This window comes from Hahella ganghwensis DSM 17046 (genome assembly GCF_000376785.1).
In the GTDB taxonomy this organism is placed as follows: Bacteria; Pseudomonadota; Gammaproteobacteria; order Pseudomonadales; family Oleiphilaceae; genus Hahella; species Hahella ganghwensis.
Genome location: NZ_AQXX01000111.1, coordinates 36076 through 51262, shown reverse-complemented (window position 1 = coordinate 51262; position 15187 = coordinate 36076). Strand labels below are relative to the sequence as shown.

14 protein-coding genes are annotated in these 15187 nt (G+C 49.7%); 9 read left to right on the top strand and 5 right to left on the bottom strand.

From position 1 onward, the window contains the following. Positions 1 to 107 precede the first annotated feature (107 nt). Positions 108 to 1034, top strand: coding sequence for an AEC family transporter (locus F566_RS0112690; RefSeq protein ID WP_020407366.1), 927 nt, complete (start codon positions 108 to 110; stop codon positions 1032 to 1034). Here the strand turns inward: F566_RS0112690 and F566_RS0112685 are convergent. Next, a complete protein-coding gene (locus F566_RS0112685) occupies positions 1011 to 3374 on the bottom strand; it encodes a molybdopterin oxidoreductase family protein (RefSeq protein ID WP_020407365.1) in 2364 nt (787 codons plus the stop codon). The genes F566_RS0112690 and F566_RS0112685 overlap by 24 nt on opposite strands. Before the next feature lie 338 nt (positions 3375 to 3712). Continuing rightward, positions 3713 to 4111: a PilZ domain-containing protein gene (locus F566_RS0112680; RefSeq protein ID WP_157496763.1), complete on the bottom strand. Its 399-nt coding sequence runs from the start codon at positions 4109 to 4111 to the stop codon at positions 3713 to 3715. 312 nt (positions 4112 to 4423) lie between these two features. Here F566_RS0112680 and F566_RS35425 point away from each other — a divergent pair, with 312 nt between their 5' ends. From F566_RS35425 to F566_RS0112655, 5 genes are all read left to right on the top strand, one after another. Beyond that, on the top strand, positions 4424 to 5095 hold the full coding sequence (locus F566_RS35425) for a DUF1722 domain-containing protein (RefSeq protein ID WP_020407363.1): 672 nt from the start codon (positions 4424 to 4426) through the stop codon (positions 5093 to 5095). Continuing rightward, a complete protein-coding gene (locus F566_RS0112670) occupies positions 5089 to 5862 on the top strand; it encodes an alpha/beta fold hydrolase (RefSeq protein ID WP_020407362.1) in 774 nt (257 codons plus the stop codon). The genes F566_RS35425 and F566_RS0112670 overlap by 7 nt, the downstream gene beginning before the upstream one ends. A gap of 3 nt (positions 5863 to 5865) precedes the next feature. Beyond that, complete coding sequence (gene ansA / locus F566_RS0112665; protein ID WP_020407361.1) at positions 5866 to 6888, top strand: asparaginase; 1023 nt, start codon at positions 5866 to 5868, stop codon at positions 6886 to 6888. A gap of 253 nt (positions 6889 to 7141) precedes the next feature. After that, on the top strand, positions 7142 to 7714 hold the full coding sequence (locus tag F566_RS32750; RefSeq protein ID WP_157496762.1) for a hypothetical protein: 573 nt from the start codon (positions 7142 to 7144) through the stop codon (positions 7712 to 7714). A gap of 188 nt (positions 7715 to 7902) precedes the next feature. After that, entirely contained in the window at positions 7903 to 8808 is a 906-nt protein-coding gene (locus F566_RS0112655) for an ATP adenylyltransferase family protein (RefSeq protein ID WP_020407359.1), read from the top strand. Here F566_RS0112655 and F566_RS32745 read toward each other — a convergent pair. After that, positions 8805 to 9173, bottom strand: a complete 369-nt coding sequence (locus F566_RS32745) for a hypothetical protein (protein ID WP_020407358.1) — start codon at positions 9171 to 9173, stop codon at positions 8805 to 8807. The two genes, F566_RS0112655 and F566_RS32745, sit on opposite strands and share 4 nt — an antisense overlap. A gap of 391 nt (positions 9174 to 9564) precedes the next feature. Between F566_RS32745 and F566_RS0112645 the strand changes: the two genes are divergently transcribed. The 3 genes from F566_RS0112645 to F566_RS0112635 are packed head-to-tail and all read left to right on the top strand — an operon-like array spanning position 9565 to position 13080. Then, complete coding sequence (locus F566_RS0112645) at positions 9565 to 11091, top strand: HAMP domain-containing sensor histidine kinase (RefSeq protein WP_020407357.1); 1527 nt, start codon at positions 9565 to 9567, stop codon at positions 11089 to 11091. Positions 11092 to 11109: 18 nt separating this feature from the next. Next, positions 11110 to 11739: a hypothetical protein gene (locus F566_RS0112640; RefSeq protein WP_020407356.1), complete on the top strand. Its 630-nt coding sequence runs from the start codon at positions 11110 to 11112 to the stop codon at positions 11737 to 11739. 3 nt (positions 11740 to 11742) lie between these two features. After that, positions 11743 to 13080, top strand: a complete 1338-nt coding sequence (locus F566_RS0112635) for a sigma 54-interacting transcriptional regulator (RefSeq protein WP_020407355.1) — start codon at positions 11743 to 11745, stop codon at positions 13078 to 13080. 152 nt (positions 13081 to 13232) lie between these two features. Here F566_RS0112635 and F566_RS0112630 read toward each other — a convergent pair whose 3' ends face one another. Beyond that, positions 13233 to 13520, bottom strand: a complete 288-nt coding sequence (locus F566_RS0112630; RefSeq protein WP_020407354.1) for an EF-hand domain-containing protein — start codon at positions 13518 to 13520, stop codon at positions 13233 to 13235. A 466-nt stretch (positions 13521 to 13986) separates the two neighbouring features. Next, the gene (locus F566_RS0112625; protein ID WP_020407353.1) at positions 13987 to 15090 is read right to left on the bottom strand and encodes a PQQ-dependent sugar dehydrogenase; all 1104 of its coding nucleotides are present in this window, start codon (positions 15088 to 15090) and stop codon (positions 13987 to 13989) included. Positions 15091 to 15187: the final 97 nt, after the last annotated feature.

Genomic DNA, 15187 nt, shown 5'->3' with positions numbered 1-15187 from the left:
CCTAATGCGGGCTAGTGCGTATTGCCCGGCATGTGAACTTCACTCAGCATTTTAACGAAAATTCATCGCCGCAACGGCAATGCTGGTAGTTTTAAGAGAAACCCCGGATGCAGATTACCCTCGCCCTGTTACCCATATTTATTCTGATCGTGATTGGAAATGCCATGCGCAGGCTGGATTTTCCCGGCGATCAATTCTGGGCTCCTGCGGAAAAATTTCTTTACTACTTCCTGTTTCCGGCAATGTTGGTGGACAAACTGACCTACGCCAACCGCGACGGTCTGCTGTTGGATCGCCTGTTTTACGCCATTTCTTTGGCATTCATAGTTGCCACCATCCTGCTCTGGCTGATGCAACGCTGGATAAAATGGTCCGGCCCGGCATTCACCTCGATATATCAGGGGGGCATTCGGTTCAACAGCTATGTCGGACTGGCTGCTGCTCATTCTTTGATGGGCGATCAGGGATTGGCAGTGGCCGCACTCTCCATGTCAATCATGATTCCTCTGCTGAATCTGCTGTGCATCGGTAACTTCGCTTTATATGCACAACAGATCCGGCCAGGATGGAAAAGCATTCTAAAAGCGATTGTGACCAATCCCCTGATAGTGGGCAGTCTGGCCGGTTTGATCTTCAATGTTCTTGGAGTGAGATTTCCGGATACAGTGAATCAGGTGCTGGACCTCGTAGGCAATATGGCGCTGCCAATGGGCCTGCTTTGTGTCGGTGCCGCGTTGAATCTTAGAGCCCTGAGCAATCAGGGCAGCAGCATGCTCAGCGCCACTTTATTCAAATTGGCGCTTTTCCCCGTTATCTTTGTCGGTGCGGGCATGCTGGTGGGACTTCCAGACTTCACCTTGGGAGTATTTGCCATACTTGGCAGCCTGCCAACAGCAACAGCCTCCTATATTCTGGCCCGCCAGTTGGGAGGAGATGCACCTCTTATGGCCGCCATGATCAGCGGTCAGACGCTGCTGGCCATGGCCAGCATGCCCCTGGTGATCCCCTTGTTACAATGGTGGATTACTCGCTAGAACGGCTGCCCGACTATTTGCCTTACGCGTTGAGACTTTCCCTGTACTGTTTTTGCGCTTACGAACGGCTGACTTTACCTTGACCGGTACGCCGTTCAAGGCGGCATTTCCTGACAACTGGTCGATAAACTGCTCGTCGGTAAGGTCATTGAGACTGACCCCGGCATGTTCGGCAGCCGTTTTCCAGTTCACACCTTTCCGCTTATGGCCCCATCCGTGGGGGATACTGACAACTCCCTCCATGATATCGTCTGTGACTTCGACTTCTATGCGAACCTTTCCGACTCTGGAAGCTATCTCCGCTTCAATGCCATTTTGCAGACCAAGCCGGCTGGCATCGCGGGGGTGAATCATCAGGGTGCAGCGGTTTTTTCCTTTCACCAGGCGATGGCTGTTATGCAGCCAGGAATTATTCGATCGAACATGACGGCGCCCGATCAACAGGAGATTGTCACTGCCAGCTTGCTTCAGCAGTTTTCTGACTCTGGTCAGGTCCTGGAGATATAACCTTGGCGCCAAGTGAATATGCTTGTTGCGAGTATACAGACGCTGCAAAAGTATCGGTCGCAGAGGCCCCAGATCCAGTCCGTGAGGATGCTCCTCAAGTTTGGCAAGACTCAGGCCTTTGGGCAGATCCTGATATTGTTCATTCATAGCCCCAGCCTGCCACAGTTGCCGTAATGGATGCTTGATATCCAACACTTGCAATACCTTCTCAACATGTTTTCCCCAGCGATCAGAGGCCGGCAGCTCGCGTCCATAGGGCCCCAGCTGCAGATAAATATCCGCCAGACCATCCGGACCCAGTGAAGTTAGAATGCGATGTCGGATTTCCGCCTGCACTGAAGTTTTCAGATCCCGGCTGCTCAGGCGGCGCGAAAGCTCCAGGAAAATTTCCCAGTCATGAAAACTCCCCGGTTGGGCCTGAAATACCGGGGGCGAATACTTCACGGTGTTCCTCACTGCCACGGAAGTGAATACCGCATCGATATAACTGTGCTCCAGAGGTCCTGTAGGCGGGAGGATAATATCCGCATGACGGGAGGTTTCCGTCACATACATATCCAGACTGACCATAAAGTCCAACTGCTCCAGAGCTTCATCGAGCTTGCCGCCATTTGGAGAAGACAAAACCGGATTACCCGCCACGACGACCATGGCACGTATTTTTTCCGGTCCGTCTGTCAGCATTTCCTCTGCCATCGTCGCGGCGGGTAACTCTCCACCGAATTCAGGCAATCCCCGCACACTACTCTTGTACTTACCAAAATGCCCGGTCAGTCCCGCCATTCCGGTAAAGGTCACCAGATCCAGTGCCGGTAGCGTGAACATTAGCCCGCCACGACGATCCATATGCCCGGTGAGTATGTTCAGGCAATAGATCAACCAGGTGGAGACCGCTCCAAATTCCTGTACGCTGGTCCCCATACGTCCATATAAAAGTGCCTGACGAGTTCCGGCCAGTTCACGCGCTAATTCACGAATACGCTCTGCTGGTATACCGGTGGCAGAGGCAACAGTCTCCGGCGCATAGGCATCACTGGCCAACTGCAGTAGTTCAATATCATCCAGGTGTCCTTCCAGATGACCTAGATGAACAAGGTTCTCTTCGAATAGGGTGTGCAACATCGCCAGCAGCATCAACACATCGGTTCCCGGCTTGATAAAAATATGCTCATCGGCGAGGCTGGCCGTTTCTGTCCTGCGGGGATCTATCGTTATCACCCTGCCACCGCGAGAGCGAACAGCCTTCAGACGCTTATCCACACCTGCCGCCGTCATCAGACTGCCGTTGGACGCGGCAGGATTCCCGCCGACACAGATAAACAGATCTGTTCGATCAATATCGGGCACAGGGAATAATCCCTGATGACCAAACATTTTAAGGTTGGCCAACATATGCGGCAGCTGGTCCAGGGAGGTGGCGGAGAATCGTTTCCGTGTCGCCAGTGAACGCAGGAAGGGCACCATCATCAGCATTTTGCCATGATCGTGCACATTGGGATTGCCAAGATAAACCCCCACAGCATTTTTACCGAATTCCTCCCGGACCTGAATAAGGCGTTGCGCGGTATAGTCAAGCGCTTCCTGCCAGGAAATTTCCTCCCAGCCGTCTGTGGTACGACGTATCGGTTGGCGCAATCGATCAGGATCATTCTGGATGTCCTGCAGCGCTACCGCTTTCGGACAAATAAACCCTTTACTGAAGGGATCCTCCGCATCACCCTTGATACTGATAATCTCTTCACCGCGGGTTTCAACTCTGATTCCGCACATTGCCTCACATAGCGTACAGTTACGAAAATGCACCTCAGGTGCAGCCTGCGTGGTTTGATCCATGACCCTATCCTCTTAATTATTATTGAACAGGCACGCCTCCGGGGATATCTGTCAGTGCTTGAGGCGTTGCTCCATTGTCCGCCGCCAATTGAGATGGCTTATCTGCGCTGTGACTTTCGTCATTAATTGGAGATGCCCACTCTGCCTTGGAGACACTGCCGAGTCATCTTGGCACTCAAAATTGTCATGACAGTCTATATGAAAAACCGGGGCACCAGCGGATGTTAAGACATCGTAGAAACTGATCGCACCGGATGCCAAGAGGCGAACGTGCCAGTTTCTGGGGTAAACAGGCCGGAGGAGCATCCCTTATCCTCCGATCATCGTCAGGACTGGCTCTAAATTCTATCCACCACACTTTGATGCCGGGACAGCAGACTTTCCAGACGGGTAAGTTGTGCCTCTTGCTCTGACCCAGCACGAATGCCCGAAAATTCAACACCACAACGGCACAGACTTCCAAGAAATTTTACGTGTTTTACTTCGCCCTGGACCTTTTCCAGTTTAATCTCGCCAATCTCCATCTTCAGATAGAAAGAGAGTGTGATGATCTGACCGACATTGAGAGGACGATCGCTGTCAATACAGACTCCAGAGTGAGTAAAGTCCATCGCTCGAACTTCTGACCAGGTTTCACCAAATAGCCCTTTTTTCTCACGGATATTGGTTTGCAGCTCGATGGCAGGTATGCGCCGCACCCGGCGTCTTTCCATTTGTGTAGCAGTTGAGGGAGTCACCTTATTCTCCTTTAAATGGTGTCACGACATAGAATATTGACGGTGTTGATTTGATCCCGGTTCAGGAGGTGAAATTGTCGGGGTTGCAGCATCCTGAGGGAATGACTTTTAAACTCCTTAATGCACCTGCAGTTGTCTATTCGACTTCCAAAAGCACAAAGACAGACTGACGTACCAAAATGGCAAATTAGATAAGCTGTCTTATAAAATTTATAGTTGTCGATAGTGGATGCATCCACTTGATATCAGGGTTAATTTTCAGTTTTGTTAATTGGCTCATTTCTTAACACCGTAAATAAAACGACAACAACGATGCTGATGACACCAGACCCAGGCTATTTAGGCACAGAAGAAATACTCAAACATCTGGACACACTTGCCTCTCTCTTGGGAGAAAGTTCTCTTCCATCTGAAGACACTGCCTGTAATCGGCGCAACTGGAATCTTTTGGCTGCGGAAATGACCATTCGTGACAAATTGCCACGCCCCTTCATCAAGGACTGGCTGGAACTTCCACTATCCACGAGACTCTCGTCTGGCGGGTTACAGCCTCCATTATCTGAGTCTGCTCGAATTCCTCGACCGACTTCAGGCCACCAGCTCTGGGCTCAGTACAAGTATTCAGTTATGGCCAGAAGTAATGCTCTCTATCGCAGGATCGGGCCGGACCTGGCCAGCGAGAAGCTGGATTTCGAGGCACTTCGAGAGCTCCTGGAATCAACCAGAAGACAGCCTCCGGAGTTAGGCGGACTACGCAATGCGGTCTACCATATGTGGGGTTACGTCAAATCGGCCAGCCAGTTAAAACCAGATGAAACACCATTACCAGTGTTGTTCCGTGAGATTCAGTCGCTGGCGGTCAGGCATCACAGTCAATATCTGTTACACTCCACCGCATTAGGGGAATTTGCCTATTGGTGCTGGCGCCTTGATCCTGATAATGGGGCGCTCCCTTCCACTCATTCAACGGATACTGCATGCTGAAACTCAATCATCGCATTCTGGGGAATGGCCCTCCCATGGTCATGCTCCATGGGTTGTTCGGTTCCATGGAGAATCTAGGGGGCATTGCCCGTTTGCTGACAGATCACTTTGAACTGCATATGCTTGATCTGAGAAATCACGGCCGCTCCCCTCATCACCCACAAATGAACTACGCCTGCATGGCAGAAGACGTGCATCACTATCTGCAATCTGCCGGCATTCAGCGTGCGCATGTTCTGGGGCACTCGATGGGCGGGAAAGCGGCCATGCAGCTGGCTTTGACTTATCCGGAGCAAATAGACCATGTTATTGTGGCAGACATCGCCCCGGTGCAATACCCACCTCATCATGATGGCATACTGAAAGGCCTTGCCCAGATTGACCCAGTCACATTGCAGTCCAGACTACAGGCAGATGAGATATTAAAGGCCTATGTTTCTGAAGTTCCTGTACGGCAGTTTCTTTTGAAAAACCTGGTCAAACAAGGAGCAGGTGGATTCCAGTGGCGCATGAACCTGGATGTGATCAATAGCCAATATCAGCAAATTATGGCTGGCCAAAGCAGCAGCAAGCCATTTACCGGGCCGCTATTGTTTATCAAGGGCGGAAATTCTGACTATATCCAACCACATCATCGGGAGCACACCGCGAACCTGTTTCCCCATGCCGAAGTCAAGATTATCCCCAATACCGGTCATTGGCTACATGCCGAAAAACCTGAGCTATTTGCCCGCGTGGTGAAGCGCTTTATGCAAGTGGAGGACTGAACCATGCATAAGAATATATTGATCATCTACACCGGCGGCACTATCGGCATGGTAAGGTCCCCCATGGGATATATTCCCGTCGGCGGGCTACAAAAACTTATTGATCTCAAGATTCCACCCCGCATCGCGGTAGACATGCCAGGTTATGACCTTTACGAATACCCGGATCCCATTGACAGCAGCAATATACAGCCAAAGGACTGGTTGCGAATCGCCAAAGACATCAGCGATCGCTACGATGATTATGACGGGTTTGTGGTCTTGCATGGCACTGACACCATGGCCTATACAGCCTCGGCACTCTCCTTTCTGCTACAGGGTCTGACCAAACCGGTGATTGTGACCGGGTCGCAGATTCCACTCAGCGAACTGCGTAACGACGCCCAAAGTAACCTGGTAACCTCCATTGAACTGGCTAGCAGTTATGTTATTCCGGAGGTGTGCCTTTACTTCAATGGGCACCTGCTCAGAGGTAACCGCAGCAGTAAACTGAAAGCAACAGGCTTTGAAGCATTTGAAAGCCCCAATTATCCAGAACTGGCAAACGTGGGCATTTATATCGAGCTAAATCACTCCGCGCTTCTCCCCGTGCCTGACACTACCCGGTTCCAGCTTCCTAACTATGATCTGAATCAGGTCAGAGTGCTTTCCCTGTACCCTGGATTTGAAGCAGAGGTCATCGATCTTCTGGCTCAAGCTCCGTGCCGGGCACTGATATTAAAAACCTACGGTGTCGGCAATGGTCCGAGTATGAACAAAGCCCTGATGAAAGCACTTGAAAATGCCCACAGCCGGGGAATTACTCTGGTCAACCTGACTCAGTGCACAACCGGCAGGGTCAAATCCGACAGCTATGCAGCAGGCTCTGCACTGGCTCGAACAGGATTGATTGCCGCTGCCGATATGACAGTAGAGGCGGCTTATACGAAATTACATCATCTGTGCGCAATGCAGCTTAGCGCGGAGGAAATACGCCAGCAGGTTGCAAGCCCACTGGCAGGTGAATTAACGCTCAAATCTGAATAACTGGCACCGTATCCCTGCCTTAACACGCCTCTGAAAAACAATATCAATTTATTGATACAAAAAGCATTTTCAGAGGCTTTCATCGCAATGACAAATGCCCCCGGTTGATCTGCATCAACAGGCTTCACAAAAGGGTTGCAGTCTTCATCATTTTGCCACATCCTTGATCCACAATTTGATCAACAAAACAGCATCGAATGATGTTCGTATACACAAAAAAATAATAATTAAATCAAGCACTAATGGTGTTATCATGGCAATCAATGAAAGCAAGAGTTGCTTACCTATTGTTATTGATGTTGAAGCGTCCGGATTCGGTCAGGGAAGCTATCCCATTGAGGTGGGATTTATCGGTAGTGACGGCGCTTCTTTCTGCAGTCTCATCAGGCCCCAGCAACATTGGACCGCATGGGACACGGAAGCCGCAAAAGTACATGGCCTGAACCGGGACGTACTCTCTGAAAGAGGCCGTGAAGTCAGGGATGTGGCCAACATGCTCAATCATCACCTGGCCGGCGAAACTGTCTATTCAGACGCCTGGGGTCAGGATTATGCATGGCTGTCCCTGCTGTTCGAGGAGGCTGGCGTCAGTATGGAGTTCAAGCTCGAACCTTTGAGTTCCGTGATGACGGAATCCCAGAAGAATGTCTGGCATCAAACCCGTAAAAGGGTCGAACAAATGCTGGGATTAAGACGGCACAGAGCCAGTTCCGATGCCCGCATTATTCAGATGACTTATCACTGGTCTGATGGTTCAGAGCTCTGCAAGTCACAACATGCCGCACTGGGTCCAACCAGCGGCTCATCCGGCCACAGAGCTGCCTGATCAACCGGTTCAATTTGCCAGCCCTCGCAATCAGGCAAGGCTGGCTATAACAGCCGCAATGGTAACGGATTGCCACGGCACTTCCGTTGCCTTCTTGTGAAGGCGTTACCGACCAGTCTTATTCCACACCCATTGCCCGGCCCGTTATACTATGATGCTTACCTTTATCGAATAAACAATATCACTTAATGAATTTGCTACCAGCCTCCTCCTTTCTTTCATCACTGATCTCCACTACTCAACGCGCACTATCAACCGGAGCACTGATTTCCATTCCAACAAGGGACGAGTACGTCAGAGACCAGAATCTGACTTTCTTACTGAGAGTCCTTGCACAGAGTCGGGAGCGTGAAGCGGCTGCGACACTTACCGATGACGGCTCAGCACCAGCGGGTAAAACCAATCCTTTCCTACCCTATGAACCCGATCTGTATGTTGGCCATTTCAACGACAGTTATGTTTGCCTGCTGAACAAATTCAATGTCCTGCCAAACCACTTCCTCGTGGTCACTTCGACATTTCAGGAGCAAGACAGTCAATTAACACTGCAGGATTTTGAGGTGGCACTGGAAGTATTGGCGCGGCAATCCGCTCTGGTGTTTTTTAATGGCGGAAAACTCGCAGGGGCAAGCCAGAGGCATAAGCATTTGCAGGCAATTCCGTACTCCGACGATTCCGAATCAGGCACTTACGGACTGGCGAACATCAATAAAGTCTGCCCACTTTATGAAATGCTTTGTCAATCCGGAGACGAAGATGGCCTGCCACAACGGTTCTCATTTCTGCACCGGTTAAACAATCATTACCCGACATCAGCCGGATATTTACACCAGATCTACAGGCAATGGATTCGTGAGTTAAAGCTGGCTGAAAACGACAGTGACAAACCCTCAGCCTATAATTTGCTGATGACACGGGAGTGGATAATGATAGTGCCGAGAAAGCAGGAGCACTTTGCAGGCATGTCAGTCAACGCTCTAGGATTTGCAGGTACTCTCTTAGCCAAAACGCCGAAACAGTTAATGCAAATCAGGGATACAAGCCCAATGAATCTCTTAAAAGCTGTGACCCTCCCTTCCGAATATATTTACTAGGAGGCCACCACTTGCCCCCGGTACATACGTACCTTACCACTACTACCTTCCCCGCTGGTGCGACGTGGTTTATCCTCCACCAGGATTTTCTGACCGCGATAGGTCCGATAGGCTGACTTTTCGTCCTGGTCTTCAAGAGAGTGTGATTCAGGAGGGTCAAGATCATGGCGAGAAAGCGACAAGTCTGCCAATTGGATTGCAGCGTAAGCCAGATCTTTGGTGATGTGACATGTGGATAACGTTGCCATAGTGACCATATCATCCAACACATTCGGATTACTTAGCTGTAAAATCCCTAGTTGTTCTTCTTTAAACCGCTTTCGGAGCAGTTGCAGAAGATCGATCATTTCTTTATTGAAGACCATTAGTGCTACCTTGCCTCACCTCAGATGTGCCATTACCTGATAACGATGTCCTTACCAGGCGAGGAATTTATTGGGTTGTTCACCTTAATGCACTATCCAGCAACCGCTATGCCAACTAATTGACTTATAACCCAGACCCGACTGACAATCTCTTGACAAGCGGCGTCGCATCTAGGCTTATAGGATTTTTTATTTAGTCCATTTGAAATAGGGAGAAACCCTAGGTCATTCATTTATCAATTACCCGCACCATTAGAACTCACCGGCCGCACCAACAAGGTGCGTGAGCGACTTATCTACCGGATAAACAACCAGCGTGAACCTTTTGGAGCATGGCACCCTTCAGGCCCGCGGGTTACACTTCTGAGGTTTTGATGTGCACGAGGATTTCATGAGCCGGATACTCAGGTTTCTGCAACCACAGACAGTCTGGCAGTTGGTTGTTATGGCGCTGATGGTAGTGGTCACTCCACTGGCCTGGTTGCTTTACTCAACAGCGATTTCCTTGCAGACACTGACAATTGACAGTAGAGAAGTGACCCAGGAATCCGTCACGCTCGCAGAAAGTGGCCGAAGTGCACGAGCGGCGTTAATAGATATGGAACGGATCGCCCGACAATTTGTGGTGCTGGAGGACAAAGCACTGCTGGACCTCTACCACACTTCTGCCGAGTCTCTGTTGACACCATTGCACACGATTGAAGACCTGCTGCGCAGTCACCGCGCCGGTCAATTGATAAAGGATATTGAGAAAGCGGAAGCCACTCTCTCCCGGTCCCTCCAGAACGATAGCCCCAAAAGTAAAACTCTGGCAGAGAACCTTGCCAACCTGGGTACGATCCAAAACAAGCTTGACCAGTTAATTACCCTGACCCGACAGCATACAGAGTCCCTGCTCGGGGCTCTCGGCACAAAAGCTTCCGATGTGCGCCAGAATGTTTTCCAATCAGCGCTGTTTCTGGTTCCTATTACTTTGCTGTTAATTGCCTTGTTTACTGTTTTGATTGTCCGCCCGATCAGGCATTTGCGCCTGGCCATACGCCGGCTCGGCACTGGTCAACAAAGGCAAATCCAATTATTCGGTCCCAGCGAACTCGTACAACTGGCCGAAGAACTTAATTCGCTTCAACAGCGCCTGACTCAGGTTGAGGAGCAGAAGCAGCAGTTTTTGCGCCATGTGTCCCATGAGCTCAAGACCCCGCTGGCCAGCATCCGGGAGGGTACATCTTTACTTCAGGATGAACTGGTAGGCGAATTATCCTTACAGCAAAAAGAAGTGATCAGACTGGTAGACGAAAATGGTAAATACCTACAGAAATTGATCGAAAACCTGTTACAATTCAATCGTTTGAATTTTGATACCCAAAACCGGCAAAAATCTCCTGCAAACCAGGATGAAAACAGCCTTCCTGCAGATTTGCCGGCCTTTGATCTGAACGATCTGGTGACTCATACCACACAACAGCACTGGCTTGCGCTATCTCAAAGCGGACAGAAAATCTGTATTGGCGGACCACAGGTATCGCCAAACTGCCACAGGGAAAAACTACATGCCGCTCTGGATAATTTAATCTCCAATGCCATTGCTTACGGACGCCGACGTGGCAAGATATGGGTGGTCTGGTCAATAAATAATGACCACCTGGTGATAGACGTACGTAACGAAGGATCACCAATACCGCCCTCAGAAGCGGAATATATTTTCGAGCCGTTTTTTCAGGGATCTGCTAAAAGGTCAGGGGCTGTAAAAGGGTCAGGGATAGGATTATCCGTGGCCAGGGAAAGTATCCAATCACTGGATGGGGAATTACGGTTAGCTGAGAACAAGCTGGATAGTATATGCTTCAGTATCTGCCTGCCCGGTTTAACCAAGGACGTGAATTTCGCCAATCGAACATCAGTTAAAGGAATTTCATGATATGTTGGCAACTCTGATATGAACCAACGAGCATTAATAAGATTTATCCTGTCACTCGGCTTTATCCATATACTGTCAGGCTGTGCCGGTATGCAGGATTTCCTGATGCTGGAAAAACCAAAACTGACAGGTGCTACTTCTCAGGAAAAGTCGCTTGAAGATCTTCCGCCACCGTCGGCCATTCCAGCAGAACACATGCCGTCACTTTCCTGGATGGATAAATACGGTATCGCCGCGTCATTTACCCCACAGGAACGCCAGGCACGACTGGTCACAATCAACGCCTTGATGCAGGAAGCGTCCACAACGCAGGATCATCTAAACCTGACCATGGAACAGGCCACCATTCTCAGTGTTAATGAAAAAGATCACAAACAATGGCTTAAAGCACTGGAGATCCTGGAAAATGTCGGCAGCGACAGCATGACGCCAGAGCTTAGCCGCTATAAATCCTGGCTGACGACAGAATTAGACAGACGGCTGGAAAATTTCAAAACGCTGGCCCAATTAAATAAACGACTACACAAAATAGAAAACTCCAACAAGGTGCTGGAAACAGAAGTCTCTCAGTTAAAAGAGCAGATTGACGCGCTAACCAATATCGAACAGAACCTGACTGAGAAAAAAGCGACCCAAACGGAACCTTGATAGATGTCTTCAAGCCCCCCTCATATTCTTCTCGTTGATGATGACACCAGCCTGCTGAGGCTGCTGACTATTCGCCTCGAATCGGCCAATTACCGGGTTTCCACAGCAACTTCCGGCACTGCCGCTCTGAAGCAGCTGCAAGGAGAACCGGTTCATCTATTAATCTCTGACCTGCGAATGGATGGCATGGACGGCATGGCTTTGTTCGCTGAAGTACAACAGAGATATCCTGGCCTGCCCGTCATCATTATGAGTGCCCACGGCACTATTCCCGAAGCCGTGTCTGCAGCTCAGCAGGGAGTATTCGGGTTTCTCACCAAGCCCATCGAAAAACACCAACTGATTGACTCCATCGAAAATGCACTGACACATTCCCACCACCATCTCTCTGACAGTTGGCGGGCAGATATCATCACGAACAGCAAGTCCATGGAACAGTTGCTGGATCAGGCAAAAATGGCTGCTCAGTCAGACGTCAACATTCTGATCACCGGCCCCAGTGGAACAGGTAAAGAAGTACTGGCCAGAGCCGTGCATCGAGCCAGCCCCCGGTCGGACAAACCTTTTGTGGCAATTAATTGTGGCGCATTACCGGAACAACTTCTGGAGTCAGAACTCTTCGGCCATATCAAAGGAGCCTTTACCGGCGCTGTAAAAAACCATACCGGTTTATTCCGTTCTGCTGAGGGTGGCACTCTGTTTTTGGATGAAATCGGTGATATGCCCCTGGCATTACAGGTCAAACTGTTACGGGCATTGCAGGAACGTCAGGTACGCGCCCTCGGCTCCCTCGAATCGGTCCCCATCAATGTTCGCATTATCTCTGCAACCCACAGAGATCTTGATGAAGCCATGGAGTCTGGAGACTTTCGGGAGGATCTTTACTACCGGTTGAACGTCGTCAACTTCAGCCTTCCTCCCCTTGATGAGCGAAGTGAAGATATTCCAGCTCTGGTACAGCACATTCTGGCAAGCAAACGAGATCAAAGAAATGGATTCGTGAAAGGTATTGCACCTGAAGCACTCGCCCTACTTTGTGAAGCTCACTGGCCGGGAAATATTCGTCAACTCGTCAACGTCGTGGAACAGACTATTGCTCTGACCACCACACCAATCATTGGCGTAGCGCTGGTCAAACAAGCACTGGCAAATCGGGCACCGGAGTTCCCATCATTTAACGAGGCGAGGGCACATTTTGAGTCAGGCTATCTGCAGAAGGTGCTTGCCATTACCAATGGCAGCGTCAGTCAGGCCGCTAAACTGGCACAGCGCAACCGTACAGACTTTTACAAATTACTGGCAAAATATGAAATAGATCCGGCCATCTTCAAGAAGCAATAATCCACCGAACTGGAATTACTGCTGAAGAGGCCGGCAACTCAAGAAAAGAGTTCAATAAACGACATCAACAGGGCTAGAAAGACAAGTCTTTCCAAGACGCTAAATCGGTTGGTACTGAAGCTTAATCAACACCAACCAAGAACTGATTACTATCAGTTCCCTGCAGCGGTAGCGTCACCGCTATACAGTACAAATTCCTGTTTGCTGATCTGACCATCCTGGTCGGCATCGGCAGAAGCAAAGGCTTCAGCCAAAGCGCTGTCGGCAGCAGCCTCGTCTTGAGACAACGTACCGCTCTTATCAGCATCCAGAGAAACAAATTTGGCTTCAGATTCCAGCATTTGAGCTTCCATGGAATCATCTGCAAGTGCGTTACCTGCACCAGCAGTCAGTGCAACAAAAGAAAATACGGCAACATTTTTAATTAAAGAGTTCTTCATCGAACTAACCTCATCTCGAAAATTTCAGACGGCGACCGGAAGTCCCAGAGCCGCCACCTCCATTTATTGGCGATGTAAAAAGGGTCCCCTTGGAATACTCACTGGCTAATCGCTGCGGTAGACTTTATGCACTGGCCACAATCCGAAGAATGAGATTTCACAATCCCTGCGAAATCTTGTCCGATTCCCTATGGACACCAGCTTACCAGTGGGCACCTCATCGGCTTCCCTTATGCCAGATACATATCAATATGGATGCCAATATTTATTTTTTATTTAAAATCAATAAGATAGAATTATATCGATACTGATTACTGCTGAGGACACCCGGAAAACTGTCGCAAATCTGCGACAACTTCAAGATAGCAATAAATTTCGCTTTATTTTTCAATAGGTTACATGTCGCAAAAATGCGACAGAGTGCTATATAGGATACAAATCGAGCAAGATAGTAAGTCAGCAGACCCTATTCTGGAAGCACTCTCCAGAGCTGGGCGTCATTGCCATCGGTAAGAACGTATAACGCGCCGTCGGCCCCTACATCGACATCACGGATGCGTTCATTACGGCTGCCCAGATAACGCTCTTCACCCAACGCTATGTCTCCCGACATCTGTACCCGGGTAACCAATTGATATTTGAGCGCCCCCACGATCAGATCCCCCTCCCAATCAGAGAACAGGTTGCCGCGATAAATGGTCAATCCAGAAGGTGCTATAGAAGGATCCCAATAAAATACGGGGGACTCCACTCCTGGCATTTCCGTTTTATCAGTAATGGAAAATCCGGAATATTCCCTGCCATATGTCACCACCGGCCAGCCATAGTTGGCACCGGATTTCAGCAGGTTGAGCTCATCACCACCTCTGGGGCCATGTTCATGCAGCCACATACGACCACTCCTCTCATCAAATACCAGCCCCTGAGGATTTCGATGTCCATAGGTGTATATTTCCTGCAGGGCATCCAATCGCCCCACGTAAGGATTATCTTCAGGAATGCGGCCATCATCATGAAAACGAAGCACCTTACCGTTATGGTGCAGTAAATCCTGGGCAAACTCTCTTTCCCCCCGATCGCCGACAGTCATATAAAGATATCCCTGATTGTCGAATGCCAACCTGGAGCCAAAGTGGCGTCCGCCAGTATTCACCGCATTGGCCGTAAACAGCACCACCACTTTATCCAGACTGTTGCTCTTGAGCACCCCCCGCGCAAGCGCGGTGGTATATCCGCCAGAAACCTTGCGGGTAAAGGTGAGGTAGATCCAGTGATTGGTTTCAAAGTTTGGATGTAACGCAACATCAAGCATGCCTCCCTGCCCCTTCACCGATGAATCAGGCAAACCCTCGATCCAACGGGGGTTCTTGTTCTGCAGATCTGTTCTCAGCAACGCCCCCTCTTTCATCGTAATCAAGACTTCGCCATCAGGCAGAAACGCCATGCCCCATGGAGAATCAAGTGATCGCAGCAACGGTTGAACCTTCAGGTCTGCATAAGAAACACTGGCCGTCTGCAGGGCAAAGCACAAGAAAATGGCAACAAAGTACCGAATACTGGTTTGATTCATAAAGACATCTCCGAGAAATTCACAGCAAGTGAAGCTTTCGGTTGATACGTCAGTCAATGGCGTTTGACTCAGTTCTGCTTGCAGCTCATCCGCAGGA